The sequence below is a fragment of the Halorubrum sp. JWXQ-INN 858 genome, from assembly GCF_009806985.1.
Taxonomy (GTDB): Archaea; Halobacteriota; Halobacteria; order Halobacteriales; family Haloferacaceae; genus Halorubrum.
In genome coordinates, this window is the sequence record NZ_WUAX01000014.1 from 17793 (window position 1) to 38184 (window position 20392).

Annotated in this window: 18 protein-coding genes; 12 read left to right on the forward strand and 6 right to left on the reverse strand. The window is 66.8% G+C overall.

All coding sequences use genetic code 11. The features are described from left to right. Position 1 precedes the first annotated feature (1 nt). From GRS48_RS11120 to GRS48_RS11130, 3 genes are read left to right on the forward strand one after another with little or no spacing between them, the layout of a single operon-like run. The gene (locus GRS48_RS11120; RefSeq protein WP_200840260.1) at positions 2-697 is read left to right on the forward strand and encodes a nucleotidyltransferase domain-containing protein; all 696 of its coding nucleotides are present in this window, start codon (positions 2-4) and stop codon (positions 695-697) included. Continuing rightward, on the forward strand, positions 690-1199 hold the full coding sequence (locus GRS48_RS11125) for a DNA-binding protein (RefSeq protein WP_200840261.1): 510 nt from the start codon (positions 690-692) through the stop codon (positions 1197-1199). The genes GRS48_RS11120 and GRS48_RS11125 overlap by 8 nt, the downstream gene beginning before the upstream one ends. Positions 1200-1224: 25 nt before the next feature. Next, the gene (locus tag GRS48_RS11130) at positions 1225-2475 is read left to right on the forward strand and encodes a phage integrase SAM-like domain-containing protein (protein WP_159486792.1); all 1251 of its coding nucleotides are present in this window, start codon (positions 1225-1227) and stop codon (positions 2473-2475) included. Between the two features lie 99 nt (positions 2476-2574). On the opposite strand, the gene GRS48_RS11135 is transcribed toward GRS48_RS11130, so the two are convergent. The 3 genes from GRS48_RS11135 to GRS48_RS11145 all read right to left on the reverse strand — a co-directional run bounded on the left by GRS48_RS11135 (position 2575) and on the right by GRS48_RS11145 (position 6197). After that, a complete protein-coding gene (locus tag GRS48_RS11135) occupies positions 2575-4998 on the reverse strand; it encodes a cation-translocating P-type ATPase (protein WP_159486496.1) in 2424 nt (807 codons plus the stop codon). A gap of 81 nt (positions 4999-5079) precedes the next feature. Then, complete coding sequence (locus GRS48_RS11140; protein WP_159486498.1) at positions 5080-5820, reverse strand: helix-turn-helix domain-containing protein; 741 nt, start codon at positions 5818-5820, stop codon at positions 5080-5082. Positions 5821-5912: 92 nt separating this feature from the next. Next, complete coding sequence (locus tag GRS48_RS11145; protein ID WP_159486500.1) at positions 5913-6197, reverse strand: hypothetical protein; 285 nt, start codon at positions 6195-6197, stop codon at positions 5913-5915. Between the two features lie 579 nt (positions 6198-6776). On the opposite strand from GRS48_RS11145, the gene GRS48_RS11150 reads away from it, so the two are divergent. Both GRS48_RS11150 and eutC read left to right on the forward strand, forming a co-directional pair. Further along, positions 6777-8141: an ethanolamine ammonia-lyase subunit EutB gene (locus GRS48_RS11150; RefSeq protein ID WP_159486502.1), complete on the forward strand. Its 1365-nt coding sequence runs from the start codon at positions 6777-6779 to the stop codon at positions 8139-8141. Further along, on the forward strand, positions 8141-8953 hold the full coding sequence (gene eutC, locus GRS48_RS11155) for an ethanolamine ammonia-lyase subunit EutC (protein WP_159486504.1): 813 nt from the start codon (positions 8141-8143) through the stop codon (positions 8951-8953). The genes GRS48_RS11150 and eutC overlap by 1 nt, the downstream gene beginning before the upstream one ends. A 46-nt stretch (positions 8954-8999) precedes the next feature. Here the strand turns inward: eutC and GRS48_RS11160 are convergent, their stop codons facing one another. Next, positions 9000-10535, reverse strand: coding sequence for an ethanolamine ammonia-lyase reactivating factor EutA (locus GRS48_RS11160; protein ID WP_159486506.1), 1536 nt, complete (start codon positions 10533-10535; stop codon positions 9000-9002). A 263-nt stretch (positions 10536-10798) separates the two neighbouring features. Between GRS48_RS11160 and GRS48_RS11165 the strand changes: the two genes are divergently transcribed. Next, on the forward strand, positions 10799-11404 hold the full coding sequence (locus tag GRS48_RS11165) for a DUF4013 domain-containing protein (protein WP_159486508.1): 606 nt from the start codon (positions 10799-10801) through the stop codon (positions 11402-11404). Between the two features lie 93 nt (positions 11405-11497). Here GRS48_RS11165 and GRS48_RS11170 read toward each other — a convergent pair whose 3' ends face one another. Further along, positions 11498-12475, reverse strand: coding sequence for an aldo/keto reductase (locus GRS48_RS11170; protein WP_159486510.1), 978 nt, complete (start codon positions 12473-12475; stop codon positions 11498-11500). 261 nt (positions 12476-12736) lie between these two features. Here GRS48_RS11170 and GRS48_RS11175 point away from each other — a divergent pair, with 261 nt between their 5' ends. The 6 genes from GRS48_RS11175 (at position 12737) to GRS48_RS11200 (ending at position 19567) form a co-directional block, all read left to right on the forward strand. Beyond that, positions 12737-13240 carry a halocyanin domain-containing protein gene (locus GRS48_RS11175; protein ID WP_159486512.1) on the forward strand — a complete coding sequence of 168 codons (504 nt, stop codon included), beginning with the start codon at positions 12737-12739 and terminating at the stop codon, positions 13238-13240. Between the two features lie 378 nt (positions 13241-13618). Continuing rightward, positions 13619-15538 carry a TAT-dependent nitrous-oxide reductase gene (gene nosZ, locus GRS48_RS11180; RefSeq protein ID WP_159486514.1) on the forward strand — a complete coding sequence of 640 codons (1920 nt, stop codon included), beginning with the start codon at positions 13619-13621 and terminating at the stop codon, positions 15536-15538. 4 nt (positions 15539-15542) lie between these two features. Beyond that, entirely contained in the window at positions 15543-16388 is an 846-nt protein-coding gene (locus GRS48_RS11185; RefSeq protein WP_235028053.1) for a hypothetical protein, read from the forward strand. Continuing rightward, a complete protein-coding gene (gene nosD / locus GRS48_RS11190) occupies positions 16378-17883 on the forward strand; it encodes a nitrous oxide reductase family maturation protein NosD (protein ID WP_159486516.1) in 1506 nt (501 codons plus the stop codon). Before GRS48_RS11185 ends, nosD begins: the two co-directional genes overlap by 11 nt. After that, positions 17880-18656 carry an ABC transporter ATP-binding protein gene (locus GRS48_RS11195; protein ID WP_159486518.1) on the forward strand — a complete coding sequence of 259 codons (777 nt, stop codon included), beginning with the start codon at positions 17880-17882 and terminating at the stop codon, positions 18654-18656. The genes nosD and GRS48_RS11195 overlap by 4 nt, the downstream gene beginning before the upstream one ends. Then, entirely contained in the window at positions 18653-19567 is a 915-nt protein-coding gene (locus GRS48_RS11200) for an ABC transporter permease (protein WP_159486520.1), read from the forward strand. Before GRS48_RS11195 ends, GRS48_RS11200 begins: the two co-directional genes overlap by 4 nt. 10 nt (positions 19568-19577) lie before the next feature. Here GRS48_RS11200 and GRS48_RS11205 read toward each other — a convergent pair whose 3' ends face one another. Further along, on the reverse strand, positions 19578-20246 hold the full coding sequence (locus GRS48_RS11205; protein WP_159486522.1) for a helix-turn-helix domain-containing protein: 669 nt from the start codon (positions 20244-20246) through the stop codon (positions 19578-19580). Between the last annotated feature and the right edge of the window lie 146 nt (positions 20247-20392).

The following is a 20392-nucleotide window of genomic DNA, read 5'->3' on the forward strand; positions in this document are numbered from 1 at the left end:
TATGAACCGTGAGACGGATAGTACGAACTCGGCTGGGGCAGCTATTTCGCTTTCGATACCCCCTTCAGATCCGACTTTATTCAAACATAAGGCGACGAGCGATGTCCTTCTCTTTTTAACAAATCACCGATTCAGTGACTTCTCACTGCGAGGACTCGCGACACAGATCGGTCACTCACACCAGTCCGTCCGGCGGGCAGTGAACGTTCTCAGCGCGAACGACTTGGTCATCGAATCGCCCGAGAGCAACCAGCGACTCGTCCAGATCAATAGACAGCGCCTGTCGATTCCAGACGATCCGATCCTCCGGATTCCCCAATCAGAGTATCACCAACCCGTCAAAGCCGCGGTTACAGAGCTCCGTGAAAACATCAACGACGTCGTGGGCATCATCCTCTATGGGAGTGTGGCCCGGGGCGAGGCTGACCGACGAAGCGATATCGATCTCTGGGTGCTAACCCGGTCTGGGCGGGCGGAAAGCCAACGAGAAGCGAACGCTGTTGCCCGTGACCTCGAAGACACGGAGTTCGATGGTGACCGATATGCCTACGATATCGATGTCGAGGCTGTCCAGGCGCTCTCGGCATACACCGAAGATATCCGAGAGATCGTCGTTTCGGGAATTCCGGTCTACAAGACGAATGACTTCGAAACCGTCGAGAACCTCCTCTTGGAGGAGGGGGTCGCCGATGAGTAACGGCTCGGACCCGGCTGCTGTGCTCACAGCACTCGACCGCGCACAGGATGCCTTCGAGATGGTCGGACGCGGTCGGACAGCGTTCGAGGACGGAATTAGTGCTGACGAAGACTGGAAGACACAGCTGACGAAAGCGTGCCGACTCCTCGAAGTCGTTGACACGCTTCAGTCACAGGATGGGTACTACACGGCCGTCATCGAGGTCTGTTTCGGCGCAATTGAACGGTCGATCGAGGCGTACGCGCTTGCGATGACGAACGATACGCTTCAGGATTTTCAGGACCACCAGTTCAGCTACGAGCGTGCCCACCAAATCGGGCTGTTTGAGCGGGAGACTGCAGAGGCGATGAAGGACCTCTACAGCGAGAACCGGACAGAGAGTTATTACGGCGGCGGACGTCCAACCCAAGAACAGGCGGAAGCAATGACTGATCTCGCCAGCGCGGTCCATCAGTTTGCAGTAAGCCAAATTCGGGAAGGCGGCGTCTGTTTGTGTGACTGACTACGTTTCAACATTTCAAGAGAGCATGGACCGGAATACACCGACGGAATGGGACCCGGGGACCTCACTTTTCGAGTCGTTCGACCGCTACCTCCAGGACAAGGGGAAAGGCCGCGGTGGCGACGGCGGGAACTATCGACGAAACGCTGCACGCGAACTCGAGCGGTTCGCCGAGTGGGCCGCCGGCGACCGTGGCGATGACGACTGGACTGGGATCGTTCCCGACGACGTCGACCGCGACCCCGCCTTCGAGGACCTCGACGAACGCGTGTTCCGCGCATACGCCCGACATCTCGCCGGGGATCGCGGGCTCAAACAGAACACTGTACAAACCTATTACCGCTATATCTCTGCGTGGTGCGGGTGGTGCGTCAACGAGGGGTACCTCGAGGCACACTACGCACAGCGGGCGAGTGCAATGGCGCCGCTCCCCGAGGACGACGGCCGCAAACCGGGCGATCAGCAGGCCTGGACGTCCGAGCAGCGACACGACCTCACCCGGTACGTCGACGAGCAGACCGGTGACGCCGTCGAAGCGTACACGACGCTCCCGGAGGACACTGCCCCGCTTGAGAAGCAACGAGCGCGCTACACGGCACTGAAGGCGGCTCGCGACCGTGCCCTGGTGTTCGTCCTTGCGTACACCGCAGTCCGAGTCGGTGAGCTCCTTCGGGACCCGAACGACCCGCGTCGACGCGGCGTCCGGTGGGAGGAGATCTCGCTCGACGACGGGAGTATGGACGTCTACCGGAAGAAACAGCAGTGGGACGCCGCGAGTCTCCCCGATCCCGTGATCCTTCCGCTGCGGAACTACCGTCGACTGATGGACCCGCCAACGGAGCGGTGGCCAGTGTTCCCCACGTTCGACCAGCGGACTCTGGCGGAGCTTGTACGGGACGAGCTGGCTGATCGAGGGAAACGCCCAGAAGCAATCGCTGAACGCCGCTCGGAGTACGCTCGTGACCTGCTGCTGGCGCTTGATGAGGACATCCGACCGCCGTCGATCACGACGGATGGCGCACGATCGGTTCTCCAGCGGCTCTCGGGTGCAGCGGAGGTCGGCATCGACCATCCGAAACACGATTATCTCGCCCCCCACGGCGGTCGGCGTGGAATGGGCGAGGTTCTCGTCCGAGCGTTTGGATACACGGTTGCAGCCCGATATCTCGATAACTCTGAAGAGATGGTTCGTGAACGGTATTCGCATATTGAGGCAGGGGAATTGGGTGATGTCGCTACCGAGGCTCTCGAGGAGATCGACAGCATCTCGCACTAGACTGTTCCAAACCGTGAGGGGGCCGACTTCTCGCGGTACCTCAGCGTGCTCGAGAGACCGGCCACCGAGTGCAGGTGCGTCCAGTTACCGCCCGCCACGTCACCGCTCGAGGAACTGCTCGGGCGTCACCCGTGATAGCCGCATGGCGTTGCCGGTGACCCCGAGGCTCATCCCCATATCGCCGACGAGGACGGCCATCGCGACGCTCACGTAGCCGAAGGGGACGCCGACCGCGAGCAGGAGCTTCACGCCGAGGCTGCTCCAGACGTTCTGTCGGATCACGCGGTTGGCCCTGTTCGACAGCGCGTAGAGGTACGGCACCTTCCCGATGTCGTCGCCCATCAGGGCGATGTCCGCCGTCTCGATCGCCGTGTCGGTGCCCGCGGCCCCCATCGCCACGCCGACGGAGGCGGTCGCGAGCGCGGGCGCGTCGTTGACGCCGTCGCCGATCATCGCGACGTCGCCGTACTCGGCTTTCAGCGCCTCGATCGCGTCGACCTTTCCGTCGGGCAGGAGCTCCGCACGGAACTCCTCGATTCCGAGCTGGGCCGCCACCGCCCGCGCGGTTCCCTCGTTGTCGCCGGTGAGCATCACCGGCTCGACCCCGAAGTCACGCAGGTTCGCCACGGTCCGCTTCGCGGCCGGCCGGACCTCGTCGGCGATCGCGACGAGCCCAAGCAACCGATCAGCAGTGCCGACGAGGATCACGGTCTTCCCCTCGCCCTGCAGCGCGGCGATCGCGTCCCCGTAGCTGTGGTGTCCGGTTCGCGTCTCGTGGTGTTCGGATCGTGTCCCCGTGGCGCGTTCGTCGGCCGGCATCGACGCGGGGATGCCGCCGTCGGGAAACGCGACCGGATCTCCGAGGTCGATCCCGAGCTCCTCGAACAGCCCCGGCTTGCCCGCGTAGTACGTTTCACCGTCGATCTCCGCGCGAACGCCCTTCCCGGTGATGCTCTCGAAAGCGTCCGGATCGGGAGCCTCGAGGCCGACCTCGCCGACTCGACGGAGGAGGGCGTCCGCGATCGGGTGTTCGCTCCGACGCTCGAGCGCGCCGCCGTATCGGAGGACGTCCGCGGCCGACGCGTCGTCGAACGGCACGACGTCGGTCACCGTCAGGGCCCCCTTGGTGAGCGTCCCCGTCTTGTCGAACGCGACGGCGTTCACCCGTCCCATCGTTTCGAGGTGGGTTCCCCCCTTGACGAGGACGCCGTTGCGCGCGGCGGAGGTGATCCCGGAGGTGACGCTTACGGGCGTCGAGATGACGAACGCGCACGGGCAGGCGATGACGAGCAGGGTCAGCCCGCGGACGAACCACGTCCGCCATTCGCCCGTGAACGCGTGTGCGTACCCCGCGACCTCGATCGTGGCGGTCCCGTCGATCAGCAACGGCGGGAGCGCGGCGGTCAGCACCGCCAGCAGGACGACGGCCGGCGTGTAGACTCCGGCGAACCGGTCGACGAACTGCTCCTTGTCGGTGCGTTTCGTCTGTGCCTCGCGGACGAGATCGATGATCCGCGACAGCGTCGAGTCGGCCGCGTCGCTCGTCGCCTCGAGTTCGAGATACCCCGCCTCGTTGAGCGTCCCGGCGTACACCGCGTCGCCGCTCGACTTGTCGACGGGGACGCTCTCGCCGGTGATCGGCGACTGGTCGACGGCGCTGTGACCCTCACGAACCGTTCCGTCGACCGGGATCTTCTCCCCCGGACGAACCGCGACGAGGTCGCCGACCACGACCTCGTCGACGGGGACCGTCACCTCCACGCGGTCGTCGTCCCGGTCGCTTCCGTCGCCGCTGGCGTCTCGCTTTTCGCCCGCGTTCGTGGGTGCCCTGATGACGGTCGCCTCGTTCGGTGCCAGCTCCATCAGCTCGCGCAACGAGTCGCGCGTCCGGTCCATCGCGTATCGCTCGAGCAGTTCGGCGGTGCTGAACAGGACGGCGAGGGTCGCGGCCTCGACGTAGAGACCGATCGCCGTCGCGGCGACGATCGCGGTGCTCATCAGCAGGTCGATGTCGAGACTGCGGTTGCGAGCCGAGTAGTAGCCGCTCCGAACGATCGGGGCCCCGCTCAGCAGGGCGGCGGCGACGAACGCCGCGTCGGCCCCGGTGAGACCGAACAGTGGGGTGGCGAAGACCGTCGGGTTCCACCCCGTGACGACGAACTCGAGGAGCAGCCCCGCGATCAGGAAGACGGCACCGATCCCCGTTCGGATCGCGCGCTCGCTCGCCCACACCGTCGTCGTCGGGGCGATGCCCCGGTTCGTCACCTCGTATCCGGTCCCTTCGACGGCGTCGATGACGTCCGCCTCGGTGGTTCTCCCGGGGTCGTACGTCACCGTGGCGGTTCCCGTCGTCGGACGGAGATCGGCCTCGACGACACCACCAACCCGCCCGAGACCCTTCTCGATCTTCCCCGCGCAGGAGGGACAGTCCATCTCCGGGACCGACAGCGCGGCCGTCCGCTCGCGCCGACGCCCCCGCTCGTCCGTCCGGCCCGGATCGGTGCCCGCCGCGTCCTCTCTCATCGATTCGATGTACGAGACCGACCCGGATACGCCTTTCTTGGAGTATTCCAACCGAACGACGACGACCGGGGTTCGGGCAGATCAGGGGACGGTCGACACGTCCCCGGGGATGCGATCGCCCGCGACGTACCGTTCCGCCAAATGCGCCTCGGCGCGCCGCAGCCGGTACGTGAGGGTGGATCTCGGGACGCCGAGCCGATCGGCGAGGTCGCTCACGTCGTTTCGGCGCGGCGTCTCGTAGTAGCCGTGTTCGACGGCGGCCCGGAGCGCCGCGTCCTGCTCGGCGGGAAGGCCGTCGGTCCCGCCTCGAGCGGCCGGCCCAACGTCCGTCAGGCGCGTGACCGCCAGCGTGGCACGGTCCCCGACCGCCTCCTCGACCGCGTCGAGGAACGCTCGGACGTCGCCGCCGCCCGAGTGGATGACCCGCCAGTCGTACTCGCGCTCGGCGTGTCGCGTCTCGAAGAGCGCGCCGTCGCCGAGATGGTCAAGCGCGATATGCGGGACCGACGTACAGACGGGGGTACGCTCCCAGTAGGAGTAGAGCACGAGCGTGTCGGCGGCGTGTTCGAGCACCTGTGTGGTCCGTGCCGCCCCGCACTCCGCCGTGGCGAGGCAATCGGCGTAGTAATCGCCGACGCGAAAGGCCCGCTCGACGTCGTCGAGGGCGTCGGCGGGACCCGCCGCGTGGTCGACTCTCCACAGGCTCTCGGGGGTGGCGTGTAACGACAGCGACCGGATCCGGACCTCGGGGTGGTCGGCGAGGGCGTCCGCCACCGCGTTGGTGCCGGGTTCGTACCGGAGCGTGAAAGCCAGCTCTCGCATACCTTTCGTAGGCGCTCCCGAGGTGATAGCCCTTGTTCACGTCGGGGCTCTCGTCCGTTCTCGTTCGATCGCGTCGCTGGTTCTCCCGTGACTCAGATGGCGTCGTCGGGGTCGTGCTCCGACGCCATCCGCCGGGCTTCCGTCGCGTACTGTACTCGCCGTTCGGGCTCTGAAACGTCGCCGAGGTCCTCGGGTGCGCTGTCTATGGCGGCCGTGGTGTCGCGGACGTCCTCGAACGATGTGAGGGCTCGCTCCTTGCGGAAGTATCGCTTCCCGTCAGTGGTGGCGTACGTGAGGATGATCACGTTCTGTTCGTCGTCGGAGTACGTCCGCTCGACGAGCCACACGCGGATACGGTCGGTCGCCCCGTCGGTCATACGAGCGACCACCCCACTGAGTCGAGGGCCTCTCGGGACATAGCTGAACGGACGATCCGAAACGGGATAAATCCGTGACATGTCTGTATCGTTCCGTCGGTTCGAGCGCCGTCGTCTCGCAGCGGTGGAGCCGCCGGATCACCGCGTACGGCGGATCGTCGCGCAGGCCGACGCGTGTGGCGACTGACGGGCCGCGCGTATCCGGCCGACGGTATTCGCCACAGATGACGGCTTCGCCGACCCGTTACAGACAATTCACACACAGATCTCTCGCAGATGGTTGTTACAGACTATTAATACAGACAGATTATACGGGTAGTTTATACATACAGTTGTTACAGATAGTTATTACAGACAGATAATACAGATAAATAATACAGGCGATTGTTATGGATATTTAATACAGACGATTGGTGCAGAGCCTTCCACACGATATCACAGGCGGGCGCCATCCCTGGCTCTATCAAACCCCCCAACCCTTGCCCACACAACTGGTTTTTCAGTATCTCAATCAGGGTTTGGTAATTGTTGGCAAAGGTTCAATTCCCTCGCCCCCGAGCGATCGATCAGACTGGAACGATGTCGCTTGATACCGCGGACCACGCGCCCGGCAACGGGTTCGATTCGATAGCGGAGGTGTTAGCCAAGGCGAACGAGGAGAAGACCGGCGACCAGCTCGCGGGGGTCGCCGCCGACTCCGAGGCCGAACGGGTCGCGGCGAAGCGGGCCCTCGCTGCCACTCGCCTGGAGACGCTTCGCCGGAACCCCGTCGTTCCGTACGACGACGACGAGGTGACCCGCGTCATTCAAGACGCGGTCCGGGAGCCGGTGTACGACCGGATCCGTGACTGGACCGTCTCCGATCTCCGAGAGTTCCTCGTCGATAGCGCGACCACGGACCGAGAGATCGGCGCGATCCGCCCGGGGCTCACCAGCGAGATGATCGCGGCGGTCACGAAGCTCATGACGAACATGGACCTCGTCTTGGCCACCTCGAAGATGACGGTGACCGCGCGCTGTAACAACACCGTCGGCACCGACGGGTCGCTCTCCTTTCGGCTCCAGCCCAACCACCCGTCCGACGACGTCGATCGGATCCTCGACGCCACTCGCGAGGGACTTTCGTACGGCGTCGGCGACGCGGTGATCGGCATCAACCCGGTCGAAGACGGCGTCGGGACGGTCACTGACGTCCTCGAGGCGACCCACGAGTTCATCGAGGAGTGGTCGATCCCGACACAGAACTGTTGTCTCGCGCACGTCACCACGCAGATGGAGGCGATACGGGAGGGTGCGCCGGCCGACCTGTTGTTCCAGAGCCTCGCCGGGACGGAGGCGGGCAACGACGAGTTCGGCGTCGACGTCGACGTGCTCGACGAGGCGCACGACCTCGCACGGCGGCGCTCCACCGCGTCCGGGCCGAACGTGACCTACTTCGAGACCGGCCAGGGCTCCGAGCTCTCCGGCGACGCCCACGAGGGCGTCGACCAGCTCACCCTCGAATCCCGGTGTTACGGGCTCGCGAAGCGGTACGACCCGTTCCTGGTCAACACGGTCGTCGGCTTCATCGGTCCGGAGTACCTCTACGACGGCCGCCAAGTGATCCGTGCCGGACTCGAGGACGTGTTCATGGGCCAACTCCACGGGATCCCGATGGGGATCGACGCCTGCTACACGAACCACATCCAGGCCGACCAGAACGACATCGAGAACCTGGCGGTGCTGTTGGCGGCCGCCGGCGCGAACTTCTTCATCACGGTTCCGATGGGCGACGACGTCATGTTGAACTACCAGTCGAACAGCTACCACGACGCCGCCGCGCTGTGGGAGGTGTTCGACCTCGGCCCCGCGCCGGAGTTTCGCGACTGGCTCGCCGACGTGGGGATCTGGGAGGACGGCCGTCTTACCGACCGCGCGGGTGACCCGACGAGGTTCGTCCGATAATGCCCCTGAACGACGACACGTCGACGGCGAGATCGCCGTCGGACGAGCCCGCACGCGGGACGCGACCGGACGTCGGCGTCGACGACCCCACGGACCCGAACCTCCTCGATCGGATCGTCTCCCGGAGTCCCTCGCGGCTCGGCGTGGGGCGTGCCGGCCCGCGGCCGACGACGGAGACGCTGTTGCGGTTCCGCGAGGACCACGGGATCGCCCGCGACGCCGTCACGAGCCGCGTCGACGAGGCGGTCCTCGCGTCGCTTGATCTCCTCACGATCGCGACGCTCGTCGAGAGTCACGAACAGTTCCTCGCACGCCCGGACCTCGGTCGCGAGATATCCGCGGAGACCGCCGACTACCTGCGCGAGCACTGTCGGATGGAACCGCAGGTACAAGTACTGGTCAGCGACGGGCTCAGCTCGACCGCGGTCGAAGCGAACCTCCCGGACCTCCTGCCGGCGCTGCTCGACGGGCTGGCGGCACGCGATCTCGACGTCGGCACCCCGGTGTTCGTCGAGCACGGCCGCGTCGACGTGATGGACGCGATCGGCGAGGAGCTGGACGCCGACTGCTGTGTGATACTCATCGGTGAGCGCCCGGGCCTTCGTACCGCGGAGAGCCTCAGCGCCTACCTGGTGTACGGGCCCGAGCGCGGGACGCCGACCGCGCGCAAATCGGTGATCTCGAACATCCACGACGGCGGACTCCCCGCCTCCGAGGCGGGAGCCGCGATCGCCGACCTGATCGCGGAGATGTGCGAACGGGAAGCGAGCGGGCTCGACCTCCGCGAGGGCGACCGCGACTTCCAGAAGTGAACGGGCCGTCGCGGTCACCCCCAGCCGCGATCGCTTCTCATCGCAGTCATCCCCCGAACACGAGGGTCTTGACGACGACCGGAACGGCGTCCCGATCTCCGAACGGTTCGCCGATATCGAGCCGCACCCCCGCCTCCAACCGGAGTTCGTCGAGGACGGGGACGGGATCGGCCAACTCTCCAGCGAGGAGCTGACCGAGCACGTTCGCACAGTTCTCGCGAGTGACGATGACGACGGCGAGGTCGTCGGCGATCGACTGCACCGCGGACGCGATCGCCGCCGCGGTCGTCGCGAGGTCGTCGTACGCGAGCGAACCGATCTCCGCGACGTACAGGGCGAGCCCGTCGACGTCGTCGAAGTCGTACAGGTCGCGGGCGGTACGGACCGCACGCTCGAAGCGATCCGGTGCCGTGCCCGACCTCTCGTTTGGCGGATCGACCGCAACGACGGGGACGTCCCGGAGCGGCAGCCGATCGACCGGCAGCCAGATCGTCCGGCCGGAGAACGTCGTGGACTCGGTGCCGACGCCGACGACGGTCGCACGCAGGTCCTCGGCGAGTTCCGTCGGCCGATCGGGCAGCCCCGACCGGTCGCGGATCGACTCCCGGAGCGACGTCGCAAGGAGCGGTCCGAGGTCGCCGAACCGGAACGGGTCCACGGCCGCTCCCACCGGCTCCGCGGTACCGTCTGCTCCGATCGAACCGTCCCGCCCCTCGCCACGATCCTCGCTGCGATCAGCGTCGCCGTCGTCCGCCAGGTCGTTCACGAGATGACCGACCCCACCAGTGACGACGAGGTCGCCGATCTCGACCGGCTCGTCCGGTAACGCTCCCATCGCGAGCGACTCGATACGGTGATCGAACGGGGGCCCGTCGACGCAGTCGACGATCGCGCTCGCGGCCGCGTCGGCCAACGGCCGAAGGGTCGTTTCGGTCGCGGGGTCGCCGACCGCCACGTCGAGGTCGTCCGCTTCGATCAGCCGTTCGGCGGCGGGGGAGAGCTCGGTGACGTACCCGTCGTCCCGCCCGCTCACGCGGGCGATCCGTGCGCCGACGTCGAGGACCCGGGTGTCGAGGAGCGTTTCGCCCGCGAACACGGCCACGTTGGTGGTTCCTCCGCCGACATCGACGTTCGCGACGACGCGCCCGGTCTCGGCGGCGTGGGCGGCCGCCCCGGAGCCGCGGCCCGCGAGGACGGCTTCCAACGACCCCCCGGCGGCGGCGGCGACGAAATCGCCGGCGTCCCCCGCGATCCGGCGGACGAGCGGCTCCGCGTTCCGTCGTTTCGCCGTCTCCCCGGTCACGATCACCGCGCCGGTATCGACCGTAGCCGGCTCGATCCCCGCCGCTTCGAAGGCGTCTGTCACGATGGCGGCGACCGCGTCGATGTCGACGGTCTCCGCGTCGACGAGCGGCGTCGCGTGGACCGCACCGCGATGGACGACCGTTCGGTCGCGGATCTCGGGCGTCCCGGCACCGTCGTGGGTCGGCGGCGTCACCCGAAGCCGACTCACGACGACCTGCGTGGTCGTCGTTCCGACGTCGACCCCGACGCTGGTGATCGGCTCGGTTCCCGATGGCATAGCCCTACGTTGACGGGCGGTCGTAAGGCGTTGTCGGCGGTCGTTCCTCGCCCGACCCTTTCATCAGCCGCCGAATGGTGAGACGACCGGTGACCTCGAACTCGACTCGATACGCCGAAGCGTGCGCAACCGTGTTCGTGGCCACTGAACGATGGATCGAGGACCGCCGGGGGAGCCTATCGTGCTAGCGTCTCGCTCAGTTCCGCCGGCACGGCCGGGGATGAACCGAAACGTCCTTTCCATGCCCGTGAGGGGATCAGTCCGTGCTCTCCAACGCGTTCGGCTACCCGCTGGCGGACGACGACCGACTGAAAACGCACCTCATCGGGTCCCTGCTCGTCGTCGGATCGGTCCTCGTGGTACCGCTGTTCGTCCTGTTCGGGTATTTCGTCCGGACGGTCAACCACGCGATCGACGGTCGTCCGGTGCCCCGCTTCGAGGCCTACGGCGAACTCATCGTCGACGGTCTCAAGCTCACGGGGATCGGGATCGCGTACTTCCTCGGCCTCCTCCTGGCGATGTTCGGCGTCGCGCTCCTCGGCTCACTCAGCGAAACGGCCGGAACCGTGGGCTTTCTCCTCCTCGTTCCGGCGTACTTCGGCCTCCTCTACGTCTCCACGTCGGTGTTGTACCACTTCGCGCGTCGTCGTCGGATCGGCGACGCCTTCGACCTCCGCGCGGTCGCCGGGACGGCCCTGAGCCTCCGGTACCTGCTCGTCGTCGTCCTCGTGTGGGTCGTCCTCCCCACCGCGTTCGCCGTCCTGCAGGTGCTGATCGGGCTGACCATCGTCGGTCTCCTCCTGATCCCCGCGACGCTCGTGTACGAACTGATCGTCTATGGGAAGCTCATCGGCGACCTCGAACCCTGACCCGAAGGTCGGGGAGAACCCATGGTGGGAAGAACGTCGGCGGACGGTCACTCACCCCGCATCGGTCACGCCTCGAACGCCTCAGTCAGTCGACTACGAGTGGCCGGAGACCGGGACGGGCTCGTACGGCTCTGCCAACCACGCTAACTCCGAGTCGGAGAGGTCGACGTCGAGCGCCTCCACGGCGTCCTCGACGTACTCCGGTTTCCGTGCGCCGACGATGGGGGCGTCGACGGCGTCCTGATGGAGCAGCCACGCGAGCGCGACCTGGGCCATCTTCATCCCCCTCTCGTCGGCGAGTTCCGCGACGCGTGCGTTGATCTCCCGGCCGCCCTCGGTCGCGTAGGTGGCCAACCGCCGCTTGAGGTTGTCGTCCGTCTCGCCCCGGACCGTCGCTTCGACCTCGTCGTACGGTCGCGTCAGGAACCCGCGTGCGAGCGGGCTCCACGGGATGACCCCGATCCCTCGCGCCTCACAGAACGGGACCATCTCGCGCTCCTCCTCGCGGTACGCGAGGTTGTAGTGGTTCTGCATCGTGACGAACGGCTCGTAATCGCCCAGCTCCGCGGCGTGGACCGCTTCGGCGAACTGGTGGGCCCACATCGAGGACGCGCCGAGGTACCGCACCCGTCCGCGTCGGACCGCGTCGGTCAGCGCGGACAGCGTCTCCGCGATCGGGGTGGCGTCGTCCCAGCGGTGGATCTGGTAGAGGTCGATCGTCTCCATCCCGAGCCGGTCGAGGCTCGCTTCCAGCTGCGTCTCGATCGCCTTCCGGGAGAGCCCGCCCGAGTTCGGATCGGACTCGTCCATCTGGAAGTACACCTTCGTCGCGACCACCTGTCGATCGACGTCGTAGCCGTCCAGCGCGTCGCCCAACACGCGCTCGCTCGCTCCCGTGTTGTAGTTGTTCGCCGTGTCGAAGAAGTTGATCCCGTTGTCGATCGCCGTGTCGACGACCGCCTGTGCCTCGTCGGCCGAGAGGTGCCACGGGGCGTCGCCGCCGAACGTGTTCGTCCCGATGCAGATCCGACTCACCGTCGTGCCCGTGTCGCCGAGCGTCGTGTACTCCATCCCGCTACCCCGAAGCCCGCCCACAAGTAGGTTCGGGTGGCGTGACGGGTCGTGTTCGGAGACGCGGACTTCATGCGGGGGTGAAGGGTCTCGACCACTCGTCGACGGTTGCTTCGGTCCGCTCGCCGAACTCGAAGGCAGCGGCGAGCCACACTAGCGCCCGGCGACTTCAACGACACCGAACGTGTTCGCCGCGTTCTCGCGAGACGGATCCATCCGTCGACAGTTAATCTCGGCCGGGAGGTACGGTCGACCGAACGCATGACTGACGACGCTCGGATCGAACGGCGGCGCTTCGTACAGCTTACGGCAACCGCAGCCGTCACGACGGTGCTCGCGGGGTGTTCCGGCGGCGACGCCGACGACCGCGGAGGGAGTTCCGGAGGAGACGATGGAGCCGACACAGGTGACGAGCACCTCGCCGACGAACCGGACTACGGGGGCTGGTTCGACGACGTCGACGGCTACGACGGAACCGTCGACGCGACCGGAAACGATCGCGTCTCCGTCACCGTGGGGTCTGACGGTGGACTGTCCTACTCGCCGGCCGCGGTGGCTGTGAGCCCTGGAACCACGGTCGTCTGGGAGTGGACCGGTGACGGCGGTGCACACGACGTTTCGGCGGTGGACGGGGGCTTCGAGAGCGAGTCGGTGGACGACGAGGGGTTCACCTTCGAACACACCTTCGAGGCGGAGGGGGTCCACGAGTACGTCTGCACGCCGCACGAGGCCGTCGGAATGAAGGGCGCGGTCGTCGTTCAGTGAGGCCGCCAGGTATCGATCCGCGGTGACCGACCACCGGTTCGGTTCCGGCGGTCGAGCTCAAACCGATGCACGACACGGATCGTGTGGTTCGCGATCCGATCGGCGCTTCCCGTCGCCTGCTTCCGTTTCTCCACGATATCGGATGTCACGGTCCGCTTTCGTGGTTACCGTCGACCTTCGTGTGAGCTTCGCCCTGATCGGGTGAACGAGGTCTTCGAACCGGACAGCGAATACGCCGCCGAGGAACGAGGTCTTCGAACCGAGCCCCGAACGTGTTCGCGCGTTTCCTATCGGACAGCAACCGCCTCGACAACCTATATCCGGCACTGAGCTACGTCCGACTGTCGCACGGGAATCGGAGACGACGGAGGCCCAACAATGTCGCAACCCACCAACCCATCGATCGATGCGGAGACCGGAACCGACGAACCGACCGACTCGGCGTCCGACGAGGGCTTCGACTCGCTGTTACCCGGGATTCGTCGCCGGGAGTTCATGAAGACCGGTGCGGCAGTCGGCGGACTGGCCGGGCTCGCCGGCTGTAGCAGTCTGCTCGGCGGCGACGACGACGACGGGACCGTCTCGGCCGCTCCAGACCACTCGGTCCCGCCCGGTGACCACGACGAGTACTACGCGTTTCTCAGTGGCGGCCACGCGGGCGACATCCGCGTGTACGGCCTCCCTTCGATGCGGGAGATCATGCGGATCCCGGTGTTCAACCGCGAGAGCGCCCGCGGATACGGGTACGACGACGAGAGCCGCGAGATGCTGGAAGAGGCGGGCGGCTACACGTGGGGCGACACCCACCACCCCCGGCTCAGCCAGACCGACGGCGACTACGACGGCCGGTTCGCGTACGTCAACGACAAGGCGAACGGCCGGATGGCGCGGATCGACCTGAAGTACTTCGAGACGGACGCGATCTGTAACATCCCGAACCAACAGGGAACCCACGGCGCGTGTGCGCGGCTCCCCGACACCGACCTCATCTTCGGCGTCGGCGAGTTCCGCGTTCCGATGCCGAACGACGGCCGCGACCTCCACGACCCGGACGCCTACGAGTCCGTGCTCGCCGCGATCGACCCCGACTCGATGAACGTCGAGTGGCAGGTGCGCGTCGACGGCAACATGGACAACGGCGACGGAAGCAAGCAGGGCCGTTACTTCTTCGCGACCGGCTACAACAGCGAGGGTGGCGTCAACGAACAGGAGATGACCCGCGCGGACCGCGACGACGTGAAGGCGTTCGAGCTCGATCGGATCGAGGCAGCGGTCGAGGCCGGTGACTACGAGGAGATCAACAACGTCCTGGTCGTGGACGGCCGGAAGGACAGCCCGCTCAACCAGGGCGACGACCCGATCGTTCACTACATCCCGATCCCGAAGAGCCCGCACGGCGTCAGCGTGACGCCCGACAACGAGTACGCCATCGCCAGCGGGAAGCTCGACCCGACCGCGTCGGTCATCGACATCGATCTGATCGACGAGGTCGACGACCCGACCGACGCGGTCGTGGGGCGGCCGCAGCTCGGACTCGGCCCGCTACACACTGCGTATGACGGTCGCGGACACGCGTACACGACGCTGTTCATCGACTCACAGGTCGTGAAGTGGGACATCGAGGCGGCCGTCGAGGCCGAGCCGGAGTCGGAGAGCCCCGTCATCGAGAAGATAGACGTCCACTACAACCCCGGCCACCTGATCGCCGCGGAGTCGTACACCGAAGACCCCGCCGGCGACTGGCTCATCTCGCTGAACAAGCTCTCGAAGGACCGGTTCCTCCCGGTCGGTCCGCACCACCCGGAGAACGACCAGCTGATCTACATCGGCGACGACGAGGCCGGGATGCAGCACGTGAAGGACTCGCCGGCGTACGCCGAGCCGCACGACGCCTCGATCTGCCATCGCTCGAAGCTCGATCCGGCCGACGTCTACGACCCCGATGACCTCGATCTGGAGTACACTGCTTCCGGCGAGGAGACGATGGAGCGGGTCGCCGACGACCGTGTCGAGATAGACATGTACTCGACGCGGAACCACTACGGCTTCGAGGAGATGACGGTACAGGAAGGCGACACCGTCGAGATGAAGGTGACGAACGTCGAGACGACGAGCGACCTGCTTCACTCGGTCGCGATCCCCGAGTACGACATCAACGTCAAGCTCGCGCCACAGGAGACCCGCAAGGTGACGTTCACGGCGGATAAGCCGGGCGTCTACTGGGTCTACTGTGCGTTCTTCTGTAGCGCGCTGCATCTCGAAATGCGCTCGCGGCTCATCGTCGAACCGGAGGACTAAGGCCATGCGATCGTCGCTCGCGCGTTTCACCGAGATACGACGGGCGTTACCGGTGCTGGCAGCGGCGCTGCTCATCGGCGCGCTCCTCGTCCCGGTGTGGCGGATCACGCTCACTGCGCCGCAGTACCCCGGTCAGACGCTCCTGGTCGACCTGTACGCGTATCCGCGCTTGGGCGGCGATCACGTCGAAGTACAAGGGCTCAACCAGTACGTCGGGTTCTACTTCCCCGACCCGGTGTACACGGACCCGAACTACGCCGTCCACGAGAACGCGATCGCGGCCCCCGAGTGGCTGCTCGGCCCCGTCGTGTACGTGGCGCTCGCGCTGACGGGCGTGTTCGTCGCGCTCGCACCGACGGACCGGAAACTCGAGGTCGGTCTGACCGCACAGTTCGCCGGCACGATCGCGGTCTTCGTCGGGATGTTCGCGTTCATCCAGTACCGATTGCATCAGGCGGGACAGGCGCTCGACCCCGGTGCGCCGCTCCGCGGCGTCGACCCGTTCACGCCGCCGCTGCTCGGCAGCTACGAGGTCGCGAACATCAGCGGGTTCGCGTGGTTCGGCCCGGGCGGATACATGACGATCCTCGCGATCGCCCTGCTCGGTGTCGCCTACTTCACCCGCGATACCGACGCTTCGATAGTCGATCTTCCGGCGCTGGCTCGGGTCGCGTTGGGGACCGTCCACGGAACGATCGTCCGCGATCGGGAACGGCAGAATCGGAGGCGACGGGAGCGAGCCCACGACGATCAGGAGGGCTCAGTGACGGACATGACGGACTTGACCGACGTGACGAACACGACGGACCTGACCGACGTGAGGGACGATGGAGGTCGCCATGTCAGATAACCGATCGTGGGTCGAAGCCGGGTTCCTGATCGCCGTCTGTGTGGTCGCGGTCGTCGCGCTTGCGGTCCCGTTGGTCGTCGGGGGGTCATCGCCCGCCGAACCGACCGCGACGATCGCCGTCGAGACGGACGTCGCCGCGACCGGTGTCACAGCACCGGAATCGGCCGGATCCGCGACCGTCGACGGCGAGACCTACGACACCGCAAGGTCGGCGGTCGCCGCCGCGGAACCGGGACAGACCGTCGTTCTCGACGGCCGGTTCGACGAGCGGATAACCGTCTCGGCTGACGACGTGTCGCTCGTCGCCGCCGACGGCGGTGCGGTTCTCGATGGCGGCGGGGAGGGGCGCGTTCTGACGGTCGACGGCGACAACGTCACCGTCACCGGCCTCTGGGTCCGTGGGTCCGGATCGGACCTCGGTGCCGAGGACGCCGGCGTGTTCGTCGCGGGGAACGAGGCACGGATCGAGACCGTCCGCGTCACCGACTCGGCGTACGGGATCTGGCTCGACAGCGTCGACGGGACCGTGATCGAAGACGTCAGGATCGACGGGCGAGAGCACGTCTTCCCGGTTACCGAGCGTGGAAACGGCGTTCACCTGTACGAGAGCGGCGGGACGGTCATCCGCGACAGCGAGATCGTCGCCGTTCGCGACGGGATCTACTTCTCGTGGAGCACGGGCGTGCTGGCCGCGAACAACACGATTCGAGACTCCCGGTACGGAGTGCATTACATGTACTCCGACCACAACCGACTCGTCGACAACGTCGCCGCCGACAACGGCGTCGGTTACGCGCTCATGGTGAGCGAGGGGCTAACCGTCGCGAACAACACCGCGGTTCGCAACGACGACACCAGCGGACACGGGATCCTGGCGAAGGACATCGAGCGCTCGAAGATCACCGGCAACGCCGTCGTCGACAACGCGAACGGGCTGTACGTGTACAACGCACAGGACAACGACCTCACCGACAACCTCGTGTTCGGAAACGACGTCGGGATCCACAGCTCCGCCGGGAGCGAGGGGCAGCTCGTGGCCGGCAACACCTTCGTCGCGAACGCCCACGCCGTCTCGACGCCCCGAAACTCGCTGGTCTCGTGGAACGACACCGATCGGGGCAACTACTGGTCGGGCGCCCGAACCGTCGACCGGACCGGCGACGGCGTGAGCGAGATCCGACACCGACCGTCGGGGCTCGTCGAACACCTCGTCGCGGAGCATCCGCAGGCGGCCGTCTTCGCGAACAGCCCGTCGTTCGAGGCGGTCCGGCTCGCGGAGGACTCGTTCCCCGTCATCGAGTCGCCGGGCGTCGTGGACCGACGACCGCTCGTCGATCCGCCGCACGACTGGCGGAACGGGACGGGAGTGACACGGGGAATTGAACGCGAGGGCCGGGCGGACACATCGACGGAGCCGACACTGGCGGGATCGGCTGAACCGTCTGAACCGGCTGAACTGGCTGAATCGGCTGAATCGGAGGACCACGAACCATGAACGTCAACGCCACCGAGGTCAGGAAGACGTACGACGACGTAACCGCCCTTGACGGGCTCTCGCTGTCGATCCCGAGCGGGTCGACGTTCGGGATCCTCGGGACGAACGGAGCGGGGAAGTCGACGCTGTTCAGGCTGCTCGTCGGTCACGACCGGCCGGATGACGGGACGCTCGCGGTGGGTGGAGCCGACGTGACCGCCGAGGGACATCGGATCCGCGAGCACGTCGGGTACCTCCCGGAGCGTGTCGGGTTCCCGCCGGCGCTTACCGGTCGGGAGGTCCTCGCGTTCCACGCGACCGTTCGCGGGCTCCCCGCCGACGGTCGGATCGACCGGGCGGTCGACCGGGTCGGACTCGAACCGGCCGCAGTCGACAGGGCCGTCGGCGGCTACTCGAACGGAATGCAACGACGCCTCGGTCTCGCGACGGTGCTCCTTCCGGACCCCGCCGTGTTGATCCTCGACGAGCCGACCGCTGGTTTGGATCCCCGCGGCGTCGACGAGTTTCACCGGATCGTCGGCCGGATCAACGACGAGACGGACGCCACCGTCGTCTTCTGCTCGCACGCCCTTGCCGAGGTCGAACGGCTCTGCGATCGCGTCGCCGTGCTTCACGACGGAGCCGTCCACGCCGTCGGGACGGTCGACGACATCGTCGCCGCAGCCGACGCCGACCCGACTCCCAGCGAACACGGGTCCCGGACGGGGCTGCGGGCCGCGTTTCACGACGTCGTTACCGCTGCCGGGGCCCCACCGGTGGAGGTGTCGCGATGACCGACACCTCGGCCGCCGAATCGACCGTCGAGGACGATCCGCTCGCACAGCACGCCGCACAGCACGCCGCACACGACGGCCGTTCCAGGGGCGCCGATCGTCGGAGGGTCGTCCGTCACGTGCGTGCCGTGGCGGCAACGGAGTACCGTCTCGCCGTCCGAGGACGGTGGGCGCTCGCGTTGACCGGACTGTTCACGCTGTTCGGGGCGATGATCGTGACGTTCAGCGGCTCGACGGTCGGGCCTGACGGCACCGAGCGGATCGTCGCCTCGCTGACGAGCCTCGCCACCTATCTCGTGCCGCTGGCTGCGCTCGCGCTCGGGTACGACGCGATCGTCGGTCGGGAGGCGGAGGGTTGGCTCGCCGTCGTGTTCTCGCTCCCGATTCGACGGGGCGAGTTCGTCGCCGGGACCTATCTCGGTCGCCTCGTCGTGCTCGCCGGGGCGACGGTGCTCGGGTTCGGGTTCACCGGCTTCCTGCTCGTCCGCGAGTTCGGCGTGGCCCGCTGGGGAGCGTTCGTGACGTTTCTCGTCGCGGCGGTCGCCGTCGGCGCCGCGTTCCTCGCGATCGCCGTGCTACTGTCCACGGTCGCCCGCGAGAAGACGCACGCGCTCGGCCTCTCCCTGCTCGTGTGGGTCTGGTTCGTCCTCGTACACGACCTGCTCGCGTTGGGAGTCATCGCGGCGTTCACGCTCCCCGACACCGTCCTTTCGGTGCTGGTGGTGGCGAACCCGGCGAGCGTCTTCCGCGTGCTCGTATTAAGCGGGCTCGGCACCGCGGCCGGAGGCGGTTTCACCGCCGTGCTCGCGGACACGGGACTTTCGGCCGCGATCCTCGCCGCGGCGCTGCTCGCCTGGTGTGTCGCTCCCGTCGTGCTCGCGGTGCGTCTCGTCGATCGACGCCGGCTGTGACGACGCCCGGTCACTCCGCGGCGTCGGCCTCGTCGAACTCGATCGGGTGCCGCGGGAGGTCGTCGACGAACTCCCGGACGATGGTTCGCTCGACGCGTTGGAGCACCTCGCTGCACGTCGATTTCGCGATCCCGACGTGTTCGGCGACTTCCGTCAGCGTACACGTTCGCGGCACGTCGTAGTAGCCCCGTTCGACGGCCTCGAACAGCACCTCACGCTGTCGGTCGGTGAGGGACCCGCCGGGGTTCAGCCGCTGTTGGACGTAGACGACGTCGAACTCCGCGCCGACGGCCCGGAGCATTCGCCCGAACTCCGCGACGCGCTCGTGGGAGCCGGTGACATCGATCCGTGCGACCCCGTTTTCGATCTCGACCGGCATCTCGATCGGGACGCCGGCGCGCTGTGCGGCGATCATCAACAGCGGCGCGTGTGCCTCTATCTGGACCGTTGCGACCCCGTCGTCGACCGCCATCACCGACACCTCCGCGATCGTTTCGTGGGCCGCGATCGCATCGAGCAGCGAGTCGATGTCGTCCGCGGTGAGTTGGACGAGCGCGAACCCGGCACCGTCCCCGGGGAGCGCGGTCAGTACTTCGATCCGCGCGTCCGGAAACTCACGGGAAACCTCGCCGACCCACGGCCCCTCGGGGAGATCGACGAGCAATCGTGCCTGTGCCATACCGCCGGTACGACACCGTGGCGCAAATGGGTTCCCCTCTCCATCGTCCCCGTTATCCTTTCACCATCCCCTCACCACCCCTTTCGTCATCGTCCCCGTCATCCCCCGCCATTCTCCGTCATTCCACCCCATCCCCCGCCACTCTC

What these genes read in the sequence shown, in the direction of transcription:
- GRS48_RS11120 (WP_200840260.1), top strand. Translation starts at nt 2, where the DNA reads ATGAACCGTGAGACGGATAGTACGAACTCGGCTGGGGCAGCTATTTCG.
- GRS48_RS11125 (WP_200840261.1), top strand. Translation starts at nt 690, where the DNA reads ATGAGTAACGGCTCGGACCCGGCTGCTGTGCTCACAGCACTCGACCGC.
- GRS48_RS11130 (WP_159486792.1), top strand. Translation starts at nt 1,225, where the DNA reads ATGGACCGGAATACACCGACGGAATGGGACCCGGGGACCTCACTTTTC.
- GRS48_RS11135 (WP_159486496.1), bottom strand. Translation starts at nt 4,998, where the DNA reads ATGAGAGAGGACGCGGCGGGCACCGATCCGGGCCGGACGGACGAGCGG.
- GRS48_RS11140 (WP_159486498.1), bottom strand. Translation starts at nt 5,820, where the DNA reads ATGCGAGAGCTGGCTTTCACGCTCCGGTACGAACCCGGCACCAACGCG.
- GRS48_RS11145 (WP_159486500.1), bottom strand. Translation starts at nt 6,197, where the DNA reads ATGACCGACGGGGCGACCGACCGTATCCGCGTGTGGCTCGTCGAGCGG.
- GRS48_RS11150 (WP_159486502.1), top strand. Translation starts at nt 6,777, where the DNA reads ATGTCGCTTGATACCGCGGACCACGCGCCCGGCAACGGGTTCGATTCG.
- eutC (WP_159486504.1), top strand. Translation starts at nt 8,141, where the DNA reads ATGCCCCTGAACGACGACACGTCGACGGCGAGATCGCCGTCGGACGAG.
- GRS48_RS11160 (WP_159486506.1), bottom strand. Translation starts at nt 10,535, where the DNA reads ATGCCATCGGGAACCGAGCCGATCACCAGCGTCGGGGTCGACGTCGGA.
- GRS48_RS11170 (WP_159486510.1), bottom strand. Translation starts at nt 12,475, where the DNA reads ATGGAGTACACGACGCTCGGCGACACGGGCACGACGGTGAGTCGGATC.
- GRS48_RS11175 (WP_159486512.1), top strand. Translation starts at nt 12,737, where the DNA reads ATGACTGACGACGCTCGGATCGAACGGCGGCGCTTCGTACAGCTTACG.
- nosZ (WP_159486514.1), top strand. Translation starts at nt 13,619, where the DNA reads ATGTCGCAACCCACCAACCCATCGATCGATGCGGAGACCGGAACCGAC.
- GRS48_RS11185 (WP_235028053.1), top strand. Translation starts at nt 15,543, where the DNA reads ATGCGATCGTCGCTCGCGCGTTTCACCGAGATACGACGGGCGTTACCG.
- nosD (WP_159486516.1), top strand. Translation starts at nt 16,378, where the DNA reads ATGTCAGATAACCGATCGTGGGTCGAAGCCGGGTTCCTGATCGCCGTC.
- GRS48_RS11195 (WP_159486518.1), top strand. Translation starts at nt 17,880, where the DNA reads ATGAACGTCAACGCCACCGAGGTCAGGAAGACGTACGACGACGTAACC.
- GRS48_RS11200 (WP_159486520.1), top strand. Translation starts at nt 18,653, where the DNA reads ATGACCGACACCTCGGCCGCCGAATCGACCGTCGAGGACGATCCGCTC.
- GRS48_RS11205 (WP_159486522.1), bottom strand. Translation starts at nt 20,246, where the DNA reads ATGGCACAGGCACGATTGCTCGTCGATCTCCCCGAGGGGCCGTGGGTC.